Source organism: Sphingomonas sp. J344, assembly GCF_024700005.1.
GTDB lineage: Bacteria > Pseudomonadota > Alphaproteobacteria > Sphingomonadales > Sphingomonadaceae > Sphingomonas.
The window spans coordinates 275,219-288,337 of sequence record NZ_JAJONB010000001.1 but is presented as its reverse complement, the minus strand read 5'-3'; the positions used below and the strand labels follow the sequence as shown (position 1 = coordinate 288,337).

Annotated in this window: 17 protein-coding genes; 6 read left to right on the top strand and 11 right to left on the bottom strand. The window is 61.6% G+C overall.

The annotated features are described in order from the left end of the window. The first annotated feature begins 5 nt into the window (after window positions 1-5). Entirely contained in the window at window positions 6-1,010 is a 1,005-nt protein-coding gene (locus LRS12_RS01475) for a rod shape-determining protein (RefSeq protein ID WP_257842966.1), read from the top strand. Window positions 1,011-1,191: 181 nt separating this feature from the next. Here the strand turns inward: LRS12_RS01475 and LRS12_RS01470 are convergent, their stop codons facing one another. Together LRS12_RS01470 and LRS12_RS01465 are read right to left on the bottom strand one after the other, a co-directional pair. Next, complete coding sequence (locus tag LRS12_RS01470; protein WP_257842965.1) at window positions 1,192-1,410, bottom strand: hypothetical protein; 219 nt, start codon at window positions 1,408-1,410, stop codon at window positions 1,192-1,194. Between the two features lie 69 nt (window positions 1,411-1,479). Continuing rightward, entirely contained in the window at window positions 1,480-2,034 is a 555-nt protein-coding gene (locus LRS12_RS01465) for a uracil-DNA glycosylase family protein (protein WP_257845407.1), read from the bottom strand. Between the two features lie 188 nt (window positions 2,035-2,222). Between LRS12_RS01465 and LRS12_RS01460 the strand changes: the two genes are divergently transcribed. The 3 genes from LRS12_RS01460 to LRS12_RS01450 all read left to right on the top strand — a co-directional run bounded on the left by LRS12_RS01460 (window position 2,223) and on the right by LRS12_RS01450 (window position 3,563). Then, a complete protein-coding gene (locus LRS12_RS01460; protein WP_257842964.1) occupies window positions 2,223-2,498 on the top strand; it encodes a hypothetical protein in 276 nt (91 codons plus the stop codon). Between the two features lie 74 nt (window positions 2,499-2,572). Continuing rightward, window positions 2,573-3,028: a MarR family winged helix-turn-helix transcriptional regulator gene (locus LRS12_RS01455; protein ID WP_257842963.1), complete on the top strand. Its 456-nt coding sequence runs from the start codon at window positions 2,573-2,575 to the stop codon at window positions 3,026-3,028. Further along, entirely contained in the window at window positions 3,021-3,563 is a 543-nt protein-coding gene (locus LRS12_RS01450; RefSeq protein ID WP_257842962.1) for a DUF488 family protein, read from the top strand. Before LRS12_RS01455 ends, LRS12_RS01450 begins: the two co-directional genes overlap by 8 nt. 85 nt (window positions 3,564-3,648) lie before the next feature. Here the strand turns inward: LRS12_RS01450 and LRS12_RS01445 are convergent, their stop codons facing one another. From LRS12_RS01445 to LRS12_RS01415, 7 genes are all read right to left on the bottom strand, one after another. Then, entirely contained in the window at window positions 3,649-3,948 is a 300-nt protein-coding gene (locus LRS12_RS01445; protein ID WP_257842961.1) for a hypothetical protein, read from the bottom strand. Window positions 3,949-4,021: 73 nt separating this feature from the next. Next, a complete protein-coding gene (locus tag LRS12_RS01440) occupies window positions 4,022-4,336 on the bottom strand; it encodes a hypothetical protein (RefSeq protein WP_257845406.1) in 315 nt (104 codons plus the stop codon). Then, window positions 4,294-5,853, bottom strand: a complete 1,560-nt coding sequence (locus tag LRS12_RS01435; RefSeq protein ID WP_257842960.1) for a tetratricopeptide repeat protein — start codon at window positions 5,851-5,853, stop codon at window positions 4,294-4,296. Before LRS12_RS01435 ends, LRS12_RS01440 begins: the two co-directional genes overlap by 43 nt. Window positions 5,854-6,019: 166 nt before the next feature. Then, window positions 6,020-6,319 (bottom strand): DUF1971 domain-containing protein, encoded by a 300-nt coding sequence (locus tag LRS12_RS01430; RefSeq protein WP_257842959.1) that lies wholly within the window; start codon window positions 6,317-6,319, stop codon window positions 6,020-6,022. After that, a complete protein-coding gene (locus LRS12_RS01425) occupies window positions 6,316-6,687 on the bottom strand; it encodes a group III truncated hemoglobin (RefSeq protein ID WP_257842958.1) in 372 nt (123 codons plus the stop codon). The genes LRS12_RS01430 and LRS12_RS01425 overlap by 4 nt, the downstream gene beginning before the upstream one ends. Window positions 6,688-6,815: 128 nt before the next feature. Beyond that, a complete protein-coding gene (locus LRS12_RS01420) occupies window positions 6,816-7,265 on the bottom strand; it encodes a globin domain-containing protein (RefSeq protein ID WP_257842957.1) in 450 nt (149 codons plus the stop codon). A 54-nt stretch (window positions 7,266-7,319) separates the two neighbouring features. Then, on the bottom strand, window positions 7,320-8,009 hold the full coding sequence (locus tag LRS12_RS01415) for an alternative oxidase (protein WP_257842956.1): 690 nt from the start codon (window positions 8,007-8,009) through the stop codon (window positions 7,320-7,322). Between the two features lie 123 nt (window positions 8,010-8,132). Between LRS12_RS01415 and LRS12_RS01410 the strand changes: the two genes are divergently transcribed. Together LRS12_RS01410 and fixJ are read left to right on the top strand one after the other, a co-directional pair. Further along, window positions 8,133-9,653, top strand: coding sequence for a sensor histidine kinase (locus LRS12_RS01410; RefSeq protein ID WP_257842955.1), 1,521 nt, complete (start codon window positions 8,133-8,135; stop codon window positions 9,651-9,653). Continuing rightward, window positions 9,643-10,254, top strand: a complete 612-nt coding sequence (fixJ, locus tag LRS12_RS01405; protein WP_257842954.1) for a response regulator FixJ — start codon at window positions 9,643-9,645, stop codon at window positions 10,252-10,254. The genes LRS12_RS01410 and fixJ overlap by 11 nt, the downstream gene beginning before the upstream one ends. 18 nt (window positions 10,255-10,272) lie before the next feature. Here the strand turns inward: fixJ and LRS12_RS01400 are convergent, their stop codons facing one another. Beyond that, on the bottom strand, window positions 10,273-11,157 hold the full coding sequence (locus LRS12_RS01400) for a DMT family transporter (RefSeq protein WP_257845405.1): 885 nt from the start codon (window positions 11,155-11,157) through the stop codon (window positions 10,273-10,275). Window positions 11,158-11,291: 134 nt separating this feature from the next. Next, window positions 11,292-12,890, bottom strand: coding sequence for an FMN-binding glutamate synthase family protein (locus LRS12_RS01395; RefSeq protein WP_257842953.1), 1,599 nt, complete (start codon window positions 12,888-12,890; stop codon window positions 11,292-11,294). Window positions 12,891-13,119 lie beyond the last annotated feature (229 nt).

Here is a 13,119-nt window from a genome sequence, read left to right as displayed (position 1 = left end):
GACCCATGTTCGAAGAAGCACTCTCGTGGGCAAAGAAGAAGCCGGACTTCGCCATCGATCTTGGCACCGCCAACACTCTGGTCGTTGACAAGGCTGGAGGCGTGATATTCGAGCAGCCGTCGGTGTGCTGCTTTGATGGCTCGGTCGGACCCGACGGCAAGCTGTTCGCCGTTGGGGCCGACGCGCAACCGATGATCGGCCGTGAAGTCAATCGCCTGCGAACCGTTCGGCCGTTGCGAAACGGAGTCTTGGTGGATGTAAGGGCAACATGCGAGTTGCTGAAGTTCGCGCTAAAACCGCTGACGCCCAAAAGGAGGCTGCGAGCCTCTCGTGTGGTCATCGGCGTGCCAACGGACGCAACACAGGCCGAACGTCGCGCGCTGGGTCGCGCCGCGCACGATGCTGGGCTTGCCGAGCCGATGCTCCTCGCCGAACCGATGCTTGCGGCCATCGGGTCTGGACTGGACGTGGCTGAAGCGCGCGGCCGGATGATCGTCGACTGTGGCGCTGGCTTGACCGACATCGTCGTGATTTCGCTTGGCGGGATCTGCGTCTCACGATCGGTGCGGGGCGGCGGGGATGCGGTGGACGCTGCCCTGGTCCATCATCTTCATCTGCGCAAGCAGTTCAATATCGGCCAGTCGACCGCCGAGGCGCTGAAGATCGCGTTATCGGAAGCGCTGATGTCGCCCGGACGCTCTTATGTTGAGGTCAAGGGTCTGGACATGAGGAACGGTCTGCCGCGCGTCCTCGCGCTCGACGTCGAGGAGCTTCGACCCATTGTCGAGAGACACGCCGATGAGATCGCATCAGCCGTGCGAGGCGCTTTCGCGGCAACCCAGCCCGATCTGGTATCTGGGATCCTCGACGACGGGATTTCGCTGACAGGCGGCGCTGCTATGACTGCGTTAGTGGCCGAACGTATTCAGCGCTCGACAGGGATTTCCGTCAGGGTGATGGATGCACCGCAGCGCGCGGTGGCGCGCGGATTGGCCGTTATGCTGAATTAGTCTATAGCTTTCTGTGTTCGATCCCGGTGCGAAATTCGTCAAGCAGTCCGCGGCGGCTGAACTGGGTAGTCCTGCCTGGGTGGCCTGAACCGGCGATGTTCCCGTCACGGCCAGGCCTGAGTTCTCGGGCTTCCGACACCGCCTGTCGCGCCCCGGCGCCATGATCAAACAACATCGCCGATTACAGCCGGTGCAGGAGTTCACCGGTATCGACCACCTCAAAGAGGTCTGGGGCGATGTAGCGGACCGCCTCACCAGTCGAGAGCGCCAATCGAACCGCACCGGGAAATGTGCGGTGTCCGCGTTTCCCTTGCATCGTCAGGGAGTGCCGAAACTTGATCACGATCAACGGCGTGCCGTCGTCTCCGATGCATCGGAAGCGGGCAGTCTCCTCCTCCATCTCGCTCCCTCCTTGTCCGGCTAGATCTCAGCATGTGAGGTAAGGTCGCGCCTCGGTTCTGCGGACCATTCACCGGCGGAACACTTTAGCAACCCGTCTGCGCACTTCGGGAAGAACATCCGCCTCGAACCATGGATTGCGCGTCATCCATCCTCGAGAGCGCCAGGATGGATGCGGCAGCGGAAGATATTGTGGGAGGTAAGCGTCGAAGTTCCGCACGCGGTCGGTCATGCGTCCCGCGCCCAACACATGATCCTGCGCGTAGGTGCCCACGAGTAGCGTCAGCTCGATTTCGGGAAGCTGCTGTAGCAACCGATCGCGCCATAATTCCGCGCATTCCGGCCGCGGTGGAGCGTCGCCGCTGTGGGCACGGCCCGGATAGCACAGAGCCATTGGAAGGATCGCAACTAACTCCGGATTATAGAACTTCGCATCCGTAACATCCATCCATCGCCGGAGCTGATCGCCAGACGCATCGGAAAACGGCCGGCCACTCCGATGCGCATGTGTCCCGGGCGCCTGGCTTGCAATCAGCAGTCGGGCGCGAGGTGAGAGTTGAAAAATCGGCCTCGCGCCCAAGGGCAATTGCGTTGCGCATGCCGTGCATGCTCGAACCTCCTCCATCAAACGAGCGAAGTTCGGCGATGCCAAGTCCTGAAGGCTTCCTCGACCCAGCATAATGTTCCAACCCCTTGCGCAAGATAGCGCCAGGAGATATATATCGGATCACGACATAAATCCACTAATGGCGGGACGGGGCGCTAGCTCAGGCCGCTGCCGATGGCCTTAGCGATATACTGTAGGTGAGCAATATGGCTGCCGAAAAAGCATCGGACTGGTCGGTTTTGGCCAACTGCATTGCTGGTGACATCGAGCCCAGTCCTGCTGATATCGACCGGCTGGCAAGCCGCATATGGCGGGAAACGCATCCGAGCTCGTGTCCCTGGGAACAGGTGGCGTTGGAAAGCGATCAACATCGTGTCGCGGTTGTCATCGCCGAGGCCGCTGCAGGGGGTTCGAGGGGGAGCGGCGTCCTCTCCGAACAACATTCAATCAGTCCGGACGAATGGATACTCAACACGTTCTAGGCGCTTTGTTCGTTGGCAATGAGACTGCGGGCGATCGACAATTGCATTCGTTAAACTCAGGAGTTTCCAACTACTTGGATGACAATGCGTTTTCCGACGGCGACTATGCCGTGTTGGCAGCGTTCAGACGCGACTTGCGCCGCTTTCTGCGGTTCAGCGAAAAGGCCGCTGCGGAAGTTGGCTTAACAGCGCAGCAGTATCAGGTGTTGCTGTCGCTTCGTGCTGCGCCGAACGGGCAGCTCTCGGTGGGAGAGCTTGCCGAACAGATGCTTTTGGCACCCCATAGCGCAAGCGAATTGCTCAGTCGCCTGGAAGCAGCCGGATTGGTCGTCCGATTCAAGTCGGATGTCGATGGCCGCCGGGTAGACGTCTCGATATCGCGGATGGGATCAAGGATCATCGCATCGCTGGCGCATTCGCATCGTGAGGAGCTCAAGCGTCTGCGGCCCATGCTTGAGGCGCTGATAGAGGGATTAGACGCTGGCGATCGGCGTCCGGAACCGATTGCGTTAGGAAGGTCCGATGTCTGAAGCGCTTCCCATCTATACGATCGGGCATTCGACGAGGACGATCCCTGAGTTCGTAACCCTGCTGCGAGCCGGGGGCGTTCAGCTCGTCGTGGACATTCGCACGGTGCCACGCTCACGCACCAATCCGAAATACAATCTCGACGTGCTTGGGGCAGAACTTGAACCCTATCAGATCGGACACAAGCGGATCGCGGAGCTGGGCGGGCTTCGCAAGAAGTCCGAGGTCGAGCCGGAGATCAACGGTTTGTGGCGGAATCAAAGTTTCCACAACTACGCTGATTACGCTCTTACCCCTTCATTCCGAGACGGATTAGCGACCCTTCTTAACGACGCAGCTCAGCGTCCGACAGCGATCATGTGCGCGGAGGCTGTATGGTGGCGATGCCATCGCCGCATCGTGGCGGACTATCTGCTGTTCGAGGGGCGCACCGTGCTCCATCTCATGGGGCATAACACCGTCACGCCGGCGACGATGACTCAAGGCGCGTTCGCGTCGGATAACCGGATCCGCTACCCCGCCGTCACATCCAAGTGATCGTCGCACGCATCTTATGCTTCCGTGCCGCTGCGCGACGGTAAGCTGCGCGCCCGTGCTCATGGGACTGCCCTTTCGCTGAAATCTAGATACCCGCCAGCCGGTCATGGTGAGTATAACCGACCCACGCCTGCTTCTGCGCCACGCCCACCGACCAGAGGCCTTCGCTGAAAATTCGGTCCACCAGCAACTGCTCGATCTCGATGGGCAGCTTGTCCACTTCCGCGTCGCTCGCCGTCCTGGTCGTATCACCCGCGCCCGAGAACATCGCTGACATCCCTTCGATCGTCTGCCGCTTCCACGCCGCGATCATCCTGTGATGCACGCCGTGCTTCGCAGCGAGTTTCGCCAGTTTCAGATCGTCCCGGATAGCATCCTGCGTCACTTTCGCATTGGAATCCGCGCCAGAGCGCTCCCTTTTCCTTTTTGTTGCCGTCCATCCTTCCGTCGGGTTTAGCTTAGCGACCTGTCGAATTTTCTTGGACCACCTCAGTTAGGTACCAAGCCGCGCGCACTTCATTGGTGTAGGCAGGCCGATAATAGGCAAGGTCGCGCCGTGCCGTCTCGTCAAACTCGCGCGTCAACGCAATCCGCTGTCCGATACCAAGCTGCGCCGATCGCAGATATGCACGGGCTCGTACAAGGTCTCGACCCTGATAGGTCAGCATCGCGCCAAGATTGAGTTCGTACAGGATACGGCGCGGATGGGCCGGTCCGGCGACTGCCGCCGTCATCCGGGCTGCGGAACGCGCAGCATCGATTGCCTCGGCCAGCCGCCCCTGCGATTGCAGATTCGTGGCCAGGTTGTTGTATGTCTGCGCAACATCGATGTGTCTGCGCGGAACAAACGCTTCTGAATATCAAGCGCTTCGCGATAATAGGGTTCCGCTTCCGGGAACCGGCGCTGCTCGTCGAGATTGGTCGCGAGATTCTGGAGCCATAACGCAGTTATGGAGCTATCCGCGCCAAAGCCCTTTCGACCGATCTCAACCGCGCGTCGATAGGCCGCTTCAGCCTCGCCGAACCGACCCAGGGCATCCAGCGTCACCGCAATATTGTTGAGCGCATAGCCAACATCGCTGTGATCGGCCCCCAACCTTTGCGTTTTGACATCGACTGCAGCGCGAAGCAACGCAATGGCCTCGTCATATCGGCGCAAGTTGCGGAGCGCGATGGCCAGCGCTTCCTGCGCGGTCGCAGTGTCCGGATCGGACGGACCTGCACGCGCAATTCGAAGCTCCAAAGCCCTGCGAAGCAATGGCTCGGCATCGCGGTAGTTGCCAAGGTTTACAAGGTTGTCCCCGGCGTGAATCAACGCTGATTCCAGCGCGACACCCGCGCGCTGCTCCTCACGAATGGCAAGCGCTCTTCGTAGCGGGCCGTCGGCATCGGCGTAACGCCCCGCCCCCGCCAAGATCGCGCCCAGATTGCCGACGGTTACGGCCACTTCCGTGCTGGAGAGGCCAAACAGCTTTTCTCGAAGTGCCAACGCTTGAAGGGCCAGTTCCTCGGCTTCCCGGTATTCCGCGACGCGATACAGAATGACGGCGAGTGAATTACAGGCGTCAGCCGTTTTGGCATGTTCCTTACCATAGAGTGCCAGACTGGCCGTCAGCGCTTTGCGATACAGCGCCTCGGCTTCGCGCGGTTGTGCGTTTTCAAGATTGCCCGCAAGCTGCATCAATGCCGTGATCGTGCTTTCGGACTGTGGTCCGGTAGCGGCAATGCTCAGGGGGAGCGCCTCACGAAGAAGCGGCTCGGCTTCCGCCGGTCGGCCGAGGCCCGTCAGATGCGCCGCAGCCATTGACGCTGCCGCCCATGCCTCAAACTTCTTGGCCGGGTCGGTCCTGTTGAAATTATAGGCGCTCCGCCATAGCGCGGCCGCCTCTTCGCTGGCACCTTCACGATCGAGGATACTGGCAAGCTGTGCTTCGGCGATCGCAATCAGGGCGGGTGATTGCGGTGGATCGCCACGCGCCAGCATTAGTGCTTCCCTAGAGCGCGCCTCATTGGTCTTCCGATCAGATCCAATCGTCGATGAGATCAGCATCAGTTCGATGCACAACGCGGGCCGGGTCGCCTCAATGCGACATCGGGCAATGGTTTGCTCGACGATGACATGCGAGGTGGCTTTGTCACCAAGGTCATACGCGGCGGATGCCTCAGCAGGGACAGGCCATTGCATGTCTACCTCTTCCGCGCGGTTTGGATGACCGCCCAGCAGCATCAGCACAGCAGTTACTGGAGGTAGATAGGACATGCTGGCCACCATGCGAAGGCAACGAAACATCGGCAGGGAATCGTAAATCCTGGTCGCAACGCATGGCAACGGAGAATCTCGGTTGCACCGTCCCACTAACGCCGTGAGCGCTGTCTTACCGATCCATCAAATGTCTGTGGCAGGCGACTTGGTCAACGACGGTAAATGCGGGTTGTCTGCGCTGGGTCTGGAGCGGTCAGGGTGTCGGTATTCGGAGGAACTCGACGTGGAATCGCACGACACCTAAAGGTGCCACCCGGTGCCGAACGGTAGGTTCGACCACGCCGGGATCTGTGTCGGGCGTGAGGATGCGCTCGGATCGCGGTCTCCTCGGGTCGTCCACAATATAGCGGAGCTGCCCTTTCTCGACGACGATCAGGCCCCACGTTCCTTCCTTAGTATCGTGATCTGCCAGGAGGCCTGCCGGCACGTTCTCCTCGGTGAAGGACGGCGTGCGCTTGTATGGGACAGCGTCGGGCGGTGGGCCAATCCTCATTTGACACTCCGATCGCGCGCATAGTGCACGCCGAGTTGCAGGCTCTCGGCGATCGTCTCAGCCTTCGACTGGAATTTTGCGGCCGTCTCGGGATCGAGGAGGTCGTTCGTCGTGGTCTTCCACAGCGCCAGCCAGTGCGCGAAGTTGGCGTGCGTCATCGCGTCCGCGTGACGCAAATGTACAGCCATCGGGTGCCCTTTGTAGCGGCCGCTCGTCAGCATCACCGACGACCAGAACGCCTTGAGCCGATCGAGGTGGTGGGGCCAGTCAGCGACTGCGCCATCGAAGATCGGCCCCAGGACCGGGTCAGCCCGCACCTTTTCGTAGAAGGTAGGCACCAGCCGCTCTATGTCCTCTTCCGTAATCATAATTACTCTCCGGTGACGTTGCCGACTGTACCGCTATGCTATGCTCCAAATCACGAATGGCGTGGCGGGGGAACACGTCCCGCAGATCAGGCCGCGTTTTTCCACATCGGCGTATCGCTGCGCGGGACTCACGCGGCCTGCGCGCGTTCGTACGCTTGCACCTCAGCTGCGATGAGGATGTCGGCAAGCATCCAGTAGGCTTCGCCCCAGGCGGCCAGCACGGTGTCGGTCGCGATCGACTCGCCAAGCACTTCGCGGATGGCCGGAAGCAGCGCTGCGGCGACGTGCGGATAGTGTTCGGGTTTGACTCCGGTTTGCACATGCCGAAGTACCATGCGCTCCACCGCGCTGCCGAGATTGTTCAGCTTGTCGATGTTCTTGGCGTAGGCCAGGATCGCGCCGGCCAGACGTCGCGGCTGCTCCCCACTGATTTGCGCGGCCTGATCGAACATTGCTTCGATCTCGGGATTTTTGAACAGGCGCCGATACATTGCCGTAGTGATTGCGAGACCATGCTTTTCCAGTGCTGGCGCGGTGGCTTTGACGATCGTCATGGTTTCGGTCGAGACAGTGCGCATCAAGATACTCCAACGACAGGGAAACGGGGCGCGGATGGCCGCGCCCCGATAGGTTCAGGCCGCCTTCTTCCAAATCGGCTCGAGTGCGACGTGCGGCGGGCAGTCGGCGACGGGGCCGCTTGGCAGACCGGCAAGCTCGTTGGCGAAACCGTGATTGACGTCGCGGTGGTGCGCCTCATCGGCGCGGACCACCAGCACCACATCGCGCAGCGTCGCGTCATCGGGCAGGTTCCAATAGTCCTTGGCGATCTGCGGAGCGGGGACGTTCGCGCTGCGGCCCTCGTCTATCTCGGCCAGGTAGTGGGTATAGCTGATGACCGCTTCTTCTTCGAAATACCCGACGACACGATGCGCGGTCTTCGAGCTCATGAGGTAGAGACCGAAAAAGAACAGATAGAACACCCACTGCACGCCGATGATCACCGCACGCTCGAACAAGGTGGGCTTGGAGATTTCGATGAACGTCATCAAATGCATACGCTCATTTTCGGCTTCGTCCATCAAGGTGCGGATCCAGCCCTTGTCGTCGCAGATGCGGCGCAGACAGGACAAATGCGTGATGGTGGCGCCGACCATGCCGGGAACCGCGGCGACCGTTTCCAGAACCACGGCGCGGTGGCCATAGCGCTCCGCAAAGAATGTGTCGGCGGTCCAGCGCAGCAGCTTGGTGAAGCCATAGGCGATGCGGTCGGACAGACCCTTGGGCTGATGATGGACGCCGAGGTCGATATAGGGCGGGGTCATGGTCGGTCTCCGGTTCAATCTGCGTTTGTGTGACGCCGAACTAAGCCCATGACGGACGCGCCGAAATTCAGATCATGTCCCTACGTAGGTTGACGGAGGTGGCGTTCGGCACGACCACGCGGCATGAAAGGCGTTGTGACCGAAAAGCGCCTTTCCCTGCGCCACACCATCATCCCCACGCCGCCGCTGCTGGTGACGTTGGCGTTGGCGGCGATCGCCGTCGCCTTGGGGGCGGGGGTGCGGGTCGCCTTCGCCGCAGAGCTCGGGCAGCGCGCGACCTACATCTTCTTCGTGCCTGCCGTGGTACTGGCGAGCGCGCTCAGTGGTCTGCGAGCGGGCTTCGCGGCGAGCGTCGCGGGTGCGGCCGTCGGCCTATGGTGCGACCGCATGATCGGACCGGTCGGGGCGGGCAACTGGATCGCCTCGGGCGCATTCGTCGTGATCGGCGCCGCCATTGCGCTGGGGGGCGAGTGGTTTCAGCGCGCGCGGGCCGAAGCCGAGCGCGTGACTGAGGGACTGGCACGGCGCGAAGCGCATCTGCGCTCGCTGCTCGACACTGTACCCGACGCAATCGTGGTGATCGACGAAGCGGGACTGATCCGCGACTTCAGTCCGGCGGCGACGCGCATGTTCGGCTGGGAGGCCGACGAGGTGCACGGCCGCAACGTCAGCCTGCTGATGCCCGATCCGTATCGCGGCGCGCACGACGGCTATCTCGCTCGCTACTATGAGACGGGCGAGAAGCGCATCATCGGCAAGGGTCGCGTCGTGGTCGGCGTCCGGAAGGACGGCTCGACCTTTCCGCTCGAGCTTGCGGTGGGGGAGATGCGGGTCAGTGGCCAGCGCCACTTCACCGGCTTCATTCGCGACCTGACCGAACGGCAGCAGGCCGAGACGCGTCTCCAAGAGTTGCAGGCCGAGCTGGTGCATGTCTCGCGGCTGACCGCGCTGGGGGAAATGGCCTCGGCGCTGGCGCACGAGCTCAATCAGCCGTTATCGGCTATCGCCAATTACCTCAAGGGCAGCCGCATGTTATTGGCGCGGGACGAAGTGCCGGTCGAGCGGGTGGGCGACGCCGTCGAGCGCGCCAGCGAACAGGCGTTGCGCGCGGGCGATATCATCCGCCGGCTGCGCGAATTCGTCGCGCGCGGCGAGACCGAGCGGTCAGTCGAAAGCCTGCCAAAGCTGGTTGAGGAGGCAAGCGCGCTGGCGTTGATCGGGGTGAAGGAGCACGATATCCGCGTGCGCTATTCTTTCAGCCCGGACGTCGATCTCGTGCTGGCAGACAAGGTGCAAATCCAGCAGGTGCTGCTCAATCTCGTGCGTAACGGGGTCGATGCGATGACTGCGGGGGACGGCGCCGTGCGCGAGCTGACCATCACCATTTCGGCGGCAGAGGACGATATGGCGGAGGTGACGGTGGCTGACACAGGACCCGGAATTGATCCGGAAATCGCCGAACGTTTGTTCCAGCCGTTCGTCACGACCAAGCGGACCGGTATGGGTGTCGGCCTGTCGATCTCGCGCACCATCGTTGAGGCGCATGGCGGCCACATCTGGGCGGCGGCGCGTGAGGGCGGCGGGGCAGTGTTTGGATTGACGCTGCGGCGCGTCGGGCAAGAGGAGCTGTATGATGGCGACTGACCCCATGGTCTATGTAATCGACGACGACGAGGCGGCCCGGCATTCGCTCGAGTTCCTGCTCGATTGCGCGGAAATCCGCGTCCGCACATTCCCCTCCGCCGATGCCTTCCTCGCCGCGTCGCCGCCATTGGCGGGGGCGTGTATTGTCACCGATGTGCGCATGCCGGGGCGCAGCGGGATAGAACTGGTCGAAGAGATGACGCGGCGCGGCGCCAGCGTGCCGGTGATCGTCATCACCGGTCATGCCGATGTGCCGCTGGCGATCCAGGCGATGCATGCCGGGGTCGCAGATTTCATCGAAAAGCCGTTTGACGACCAGGTCATGCTGGCCTCCATCCGCAAGGCGCTTGCCCGGCAAGCTGATACCGAGGCTTCACACGCCGAACGACAAGCGGTGCTCGACCGCATTGCGTCGCTGAGTGGCCGCGAGCGCGAGGTGATGGATGGCCTGGCGCGCGGCGACGCAAACAAGGCGATCGCCTTCGACCTCGGCATCAGCGCGCGCACGGTCGAGGTCTATCGCGCAAACGTGATGCTCAAGATGCAGGCGAAGACCCTGTCCGATCTGGTGCGGATGGTGACGACCGCGCGACTCGGCTGATAGCGAGGGTTCAGGCACTCAGCCCGACTTCGGTGTACGCGTAACGAGCCATATGCCGGCGGATACGAGCACCAAAGCCGCCAAGTTCTTCCAATGCCAGATCGACTCGCCCAGGAATGCCGCTGAAAGTCCTACGCCAGATACGGGCACCAGGAAGTTGAACGCGGCGATGAGGCCGACCGGGTTATGCTTGAGCAACAAGCTCCAGATCGCAAACGCGACGGACGATAGCACGACCAGATAAATGAGCAGCGCGCCGGATTTGAAGTCCAGATGGTCGATGTGCCCACCGAATGCTGTCCCGGCAACGGTAAGCAGAACGCCACCGATCAGCAGCTGCCAACCGGTCATGACCATCGGATCGAGCGATTGCGACAGCCGCTTGCCATAAATGGAGGCCGCCGCCAGCACGAGGGCAGCGATCACAACAAAGCCTTCGCCCAAGAGGGTGAGATCCGGCCTAAGCTCGTTGCTTCCGCCGACGTTGACGACGATCACGCCGAGAAAGCCGATGAGGCAACCGAGAGTTTTACGGCTGCTCATCCGGTCATCGACGTAAATGAAGTGCGCCAGCGCGACGCTGAAAAACACGCCCGTGGCGTTCATGATCGAAGACTTTACGCCGGTTGTGTGCGCCAGGCCGATATAGAAGAACACGTATTGAACCGCCGTCTGTGTCAGACCGAGCAGCGTCAGCTGCCCGACATAGCGAACGCCTTGGGCGACCACTGGGCGACGCACCGCAGCGGCGAAAATCAGCAATCCGGCGCCGGCGAGAGTAAAACGCCAGCCCGCGAAGAGCACCTGGCTCGCAATGTCAGCTTTGCCGATGCCGAGCATCGCATAGCCGCCCTTGATCGCGGGATATGCGCTGCCCCACAGCAAACAGCAAAGCGTCGCCAGGAGGAAAACGCCCGTGCGGCGCTCCTACAGTCTTCTGTCATCGGCGTGCACGACGGCCCCGGCCGGAGCACGCGTCGCTCCAGTCCCGGCAGGCGCCGCGGGCTCGACTGGCCATGCGGCAGTGTGTCGCTGCGTCATTGCGCCAGCTCGAAACTGTCGGAGCGCGCGAGCCGCCATGCCGCGCTGTAGAAGTCGCGGTCGTGCGAACCAGTCAGCAACTCGCCATCTTCGAGAAAGATGTGCAGTTGAGAAAAAAGCCGAATCTCGGTCAATGAGACGCGACGGACAAGGTGATGAGGACCAAGCTGTGAAGGATGGTCCAGGCCTGCCGCAGCGAGCATCTCCGCTAGAGCCTTCATGGTGTTGCGGTGAAAGTTGAAGACGCGCTCGGCCTTGTCCGGCACGACGAGCGCACGCTGACGCATCGGATCCTGTGTGGCGACGCCCACGGGGCAGCGGTTCGTATGACAGGAGAGCGACTGAATACAGCCAAGCGCGAACATGAAGCCGCGGCCCGCATTGGTCCAGTCAGCCCCCAATGCAAGCACCGATGCGATATCGAACGCGCTGACGATCTTGCCGGCCGCACCGATCCTGATGCGCTTGCGAAGCCCTGCGCCGACCAGCGTGTTGTGGACGAACAGCAAGCTCTCGCGCATCGGCATGCCGAGGTTGTCGGCGAATTCGACTGGCGCGGCGCCTGTTCCGCCTTCGGAGCCATCGACCACGATATAGTCCGGCATGATCCCGGTCTCGCGCATCGCCTTGACCATGCCCATGAATTCCCAAGGCTGACCGACGCACAGCTTCATCCCGACGGGCTTACCCCTTGCGAGCCGACGAAGCTGTCCCAGGAACTTGACCAGTTCCAGCGGCGTCGAAAACTCGCGATGGCGAGCCGGCGAGATACAGTCCTCTCCTACCGGCACGCCGCGCGTGGCTGCAATCTCGGGTGTCACCTTCTCGCCCGGGAGGATGCCGCCATGACCGGGCTTGGCCCCTTGGCTGAGCTTGAGTTCGATCATCTTGATCTGCGGATCAGCGGCCTGTTCGACAAAACGGACCGGGTCGAAGCGTCCGTCCGCAGTCCGGCAACCGAAATAGCCACTGCCGATTTCCCAGATAAGGTCGCCGCCATGTTCCCGATGGTAGGGACTGATGCTCCCTTCCCCGGTATCATGTGCAAAGCCGCCTAGACGAGCGCCCTTGTTCAACGCACGAATTGCGTTAGCGCTGAGCGAGCCAAAACTCATCGCCGAGATATTGAAGATCGACGCAATGTAAGGTGGAGCGCCATCATGTCCGCCGATCGGGATCCTGAAGGTTGCCGGGTCGGCGACACGCGCTGGGCGCGTCGAGTGCGCTATGAACTCGTAGCCATTCTGATAGACATCCACGAGCGTGCCGAATGCGCGGTCGCTGCTTTCATTTTTCGCACGTGCGTAAACAAGCGAGCGCTGGGCTCTTGAGAAAGGAGCCTTGTCGTTGTCGCCTTCGATCAGATACTGCCGAATCTCAGGCCTGATTTCCTCGAAGAACCAGCGCAGCCGGCCGATGATCGGGTAATTGCGGCGGACCGAGTGCAGCGGCTGCGCAAGATCGTAGAGACCGATTGCTGATAACACTGCTGTTACTGCGAACAAGGGCACGGCCCAAGCATCCGGGAGATACAGACATGAGACAACGGCGCTCACAAGGCAGACGCCGAGAGCCGTGAAGCGGGTGAAAAACAAAAGTGCCTCCAGGCACGAAGTACCCGCGCCATTCGAGAAATTATTCTGGTTGTATGTTTGTGCGGCGCGAGGACGCCGACTTTGCCTAGGCGAACGTGCCTAGGGGCGCAGTCGCGCCGTGCCGCTGCCCCCAGGGCTCATGGCATTTGAAGGATCAACAATGATCATCAAACTGTAATGAGGCTTTGCCTGTGAGCTTTCAAGACCTGTTCGCGCCGGGGAGGGGCAT

What these genes read in the sequence shown, in the direction of transcription:
- LRS12_RS01430 (WP_257842959.1), bottom strand. Translation starts at nt 6,319, where the DNA reads ATGAGGATTGGCCCACCGCCCGACGCTGTCCCATACAAGCGCACGCCG.
- LRS12_RS01410 (WP_257842955.1), top strand. Translation starts at nt 8,133, where the DNA reads ATGAAAGGCGTTGTGACCGAAAAGCGCCTTTCCCTGCGCCACACCATC.
- LRS12_RS01475 (WP_257842966.1), top strand. Translation starts at nt 6, where the DNA reads ATGTTCGAAGAAGCACTCTCGTGGGCAAAGAAGAAGCCGGACTTCGCC.
- LRS12_RS01415 (WP_257842956.1), bottom strand. Translation starts at nt 8,009, where the DNA reads ATGACCCCGCCCTATATCGACCTCGGCGTCCATCATCAGCCCAAGGGT.
- LRS12_RS01425 (WP_257842958.1), bottom strand. Translation starts at nt 6,687, where the DNA reads ATGATTACGGAAGAGGACATAGAGCGGCTGGTGCCTACCTTCTACGAA.
- LRS12_RS01435 (WP_257842960.1), bottom strand. Translation starts at nt 5,853, where the DNA reads ATGTTTCGTTGCCTTCGCATGGTGGCCAGCATGTCCTATCTACCTCCA.
- LRS12_RS01420 (WP_257842957.1), bottom strand. Translation starts at nt 7,265, where the DNA reads ATGCGCACTGTCTCGACCGAAACCATGACGATCGTCAAAGCCACCGCG.
- LRS12_RS01450 (WP_257842962.1), top strand. Translation starts at nt 3,021, where the DNA reads ATGTCTGAAGCGCTTCCCATCTATACGATCGGGCATTCGACGAGGACG.
- LRS12_RS01465 (WP_257845407.1), bottom strand. Translation starts at nt 2,034, where the DNA reads ATGGAGGAGGTTCGAGCATGCACGGCATGCGCAACGCAATTGCCCTTG.
- LRS12_RS01470 (WP_257842965.1), bottom strand. Translation starts at nt 1,410, where the DNA reads ATGGAGGAGGAGACTGCCCGCTTCCGATGCATCGGAGACGACGGCACG.
- fixJ (WP_257842954.1), top strand. Translation starts at nt 9,643, where the DNA reads ATGGCGACTGACCCCATGGTCTATGTAATCGACGACGACGAGGCGGCC.
- LRS12_RS01460 (WP_257842964.1), top strand. Translation starts at nt 2,223, where the DNA reads ATGGCTGCCGAAAAAGCATCGGACTGGTCGGTTTTGGCCAACTGCATT.